Below are 2,758 nucleotides of genomic sequence, written 5' to 3'. Positions count from 1 at the left end.
AGCCGCGCAACGGCAAGATCGAAATCGTCGCCAGGCGCTGAACGCAGATTTTTTTTGAAAAAAGGGGTGAGGGTTTGGCCCGCTCATGCGACTCCATTGGTAGTGATTCTTATTTCCACCACTGCTTTTCCGGAGATTGCATCGATGCGACAACCGAATTTCGCCTTCGCGCCCCTGGCTTTCGCGGCCCTGCTGGCGCTCGGCCCTGCGGGCACGGCCCAGGCACAGAACGCCACGCCCGTGACCCTGACCATCGCCGCCCAGCCGCTGGGCGCAGCGCTCAACGAACTCGCGCGCCAGGCCCATCTGCAGCTGCTATTCCCTCCCGCTCTTGTGGCAGGCAAGAACGCCGTCGCGGTCTCGGGTAGCCTCACGCCCGGCCAGGCGCTGGACCGGCTGCTCGCAGGCAGCGGCCTGGTCGCCACGCATGAAGGGAGCACCATCGTGATCAAGGCCGCGCCCGCGCCGGGCAACAGCGCCATACTGGCCGCGGTGACCGTGACCGCGAGCTCCGCAGCGGAAGGCGCGACCGAAGGCACGGCCAGCTACACGCAGACCGGCCCCAGCACCACGGCCACGGGCCTGGCGCTGACGCTGCGCGAAACGCCGCAGTCCGTGTCCGTGGTCACGCGCCAGAAAATGGATGATTTCAAGCTCGAGACGCTCAAGGATGTGATGCATCAGACGCCCGGGGTCAGCGTCTCCACCCAGGGCGACAGCATCCGCTTCTGGGCGCGCGGCGGCGAAATCAACAACTATCTGGTCGACGGCATGCGCAGCGGCCAGTCCGTGGCCAGCACGGGCGTGCCCGTCGGAACCAATCTGCTGGGCGATGACCTGGCCGAAATGGACCGCGTCGAAGTGCTCAAGGGCTCGGCCGGCCTGCTGCAGGGCGATGGCTATCCCACGGCCACGGTGAACATGATCCGCAAGAAGCCCACGCGCGCATTCCAGGCCCAGGCCGGTGCGAGCCTGGGTTCGTGGAACAGCCGGCGCGGCGATCTGGACATCGGCGGCGCGCTGACCGAACGCGGCAATGTGCGCGGCCGTCTGGTCGCGGCCGCGAGCGACGCCGATGCGTTCCGCGACAACGCCCACAATGAAAGCGCGCTGCTTTACGGCGCGCTTGAAGTCGATCTCGCGCCCTCGACCCTGCTCAATGTCGGTGCAAGCTATCGCAAGCTCAAGAACGCGGGCAACTCGGCGTTCCAGGGCTACCAGGCCTATGACGTCCAGGGCAACTACTTTGGCGATGTCGCGCGCTCATGGAATGCGGCCGCGCCCTGGTCGGGTTACGAGCAGGAAAAGCACGCGCTGTTCGCCAGCGTGGAACACCACCTGGCCAACGGCTGGAAGTCCAGCCTGGGCTTGAGCCACGACACCATAGAGACGCCGCTGTTCGAACTCGGGGCCTACCACCACCGCACGCTGGCCCGCGCGGTCCGGGCCACCGACGCCAAGTCCACGACCGACAACGCCAAGCTCGAGTTCTCCGGCCCTGTGCAGCTGTTTGGCCGGCGCCACGAACTGGTTCTGGGCGCAGACTATTCGAATACCGACTACCGCGCGGCGGTGTCCGACCGGCGCGCGCTCGACTACGCCGGCCTGCCCTACAGCGCCGGCGGAGCGGGGCTGGTCCAGCCTTCGGCCAGCGGCTGGGCGACGGCCTCTTCGGTCAAGGAAAAGACCGTGCGCCGTGCGGCCTACGCCACGGGTCGCTTCCATTTGATGGACGACCTGAAGCTCATCACCGGCCTGCGTGTCTCGGACTACGAGTTCCGCCAGAACTGGTATGCCTTGAGCGAAAAGCGCGAGAAAGGCGTGATCACGCCGTTTGCCGGCCTGGTCTGGGATCTGAACCAGAACGTCTCGCTCTACGCGAGCTACGCGAGCGTGTACCAGCCGGTCACCGTGCAGGACGAACAAGGCAAGGTGCTCGATCCGCAGGAGGGCGTGACTTACGAGCTGGGGTCGAAAGCCGCATTCCTCGGCGGCAAGCTGAACCTGGGCGCGGCGCTGTTCTGGAAGCGCTGGGAGAACACCTATGAAGCCTCGGGCGGCCTGACGCCCACGGGCGCATCGGCCTATCGCAATGTCAGCGGGGTGATGGAGCGCGGCTATGAACTCGAGGCTTCGGGCGAGTTGCGTCCGGGCTGGCAGGTGCAGGGCAGCTTGGTGCAGAACGTCAGCAGCATCGCCGACACCTACTTCCCCAAACAGCAGGTCAAGCTGCATACCAGCTACCGGCTTTCCGGTGCGCTGAGACCTTTCACGGTCGGCGGCGGCGCGCGCTGGCAAAGCGGGGTCGCGACATCGACCTATGCGCGCCTGGCCCAACCGGCCTATGTGGTGGTCGACGCCATGCTGCGCTACGAACTGGACAAGCAGTTGAGCCTGCAGCTCAATGTCAACAACCTGTTCGACAAGAAGTACTACGCGGGCGTCAACACCATGGGCTCGTGGGGCGAGTTCTATGACTGGGGCGCGCCGCGCAGCGTCAATGTGAGCGCGCGCTACAGGTTCTAGGCGTGGCGGCAGCAGGCGGCAATCGGGCTCTGGTAGGCGATTTCAGCGACCATAGCCGGTTAGTATCCGAGCTTGATTGGCCCCATTGACGACGGCCACGCCACCCCACTACATCGCAGCAGGCCATGCCCGCCTTCTGCAGCAAAAAGGAGATGCCGCATGGCTGACCATACCTCCCATCCACGCCGCCGCTTCATGCGCGGCGCGGCCGGCGCACTGGCCCTCACGGGCC

The 2,758-nt window shown here is 65.8% G+C and carries 1 protein-coding gene; it reads left to right on the top strand.

What is annotated here, in order from left to right:
- The first annotated feature begins 144 nt into the window (after positions 1-144).
- Positions 145-2,526, top strand: a complete 2,382-nt coding sequence (locus RR928_RS24675; protein WP_332535455.1) for a TonB-dependent siderophore receptor — start codon at positions 145-147, stop codon at positions 2,524-2,526.
- The last annotated feature ends 232 nt before the right edge of the window (positions 2,527-2,758 follow it).

The sequence above is a fragment of the Comamonas sp. genome (assembly GCF_036666375.1).
Taxonomy (GTDB): Bacteria; Pseudomonadota; Gammaproteobacteria; order Burkholderiales; family Burkholderiaceae_C; genus Comamonas.
The sequence above is the reverse complement of the archived record's forward strand: the minus strand, read 5'-3'. Positions and strand labels throughout refer to the sequence as shown.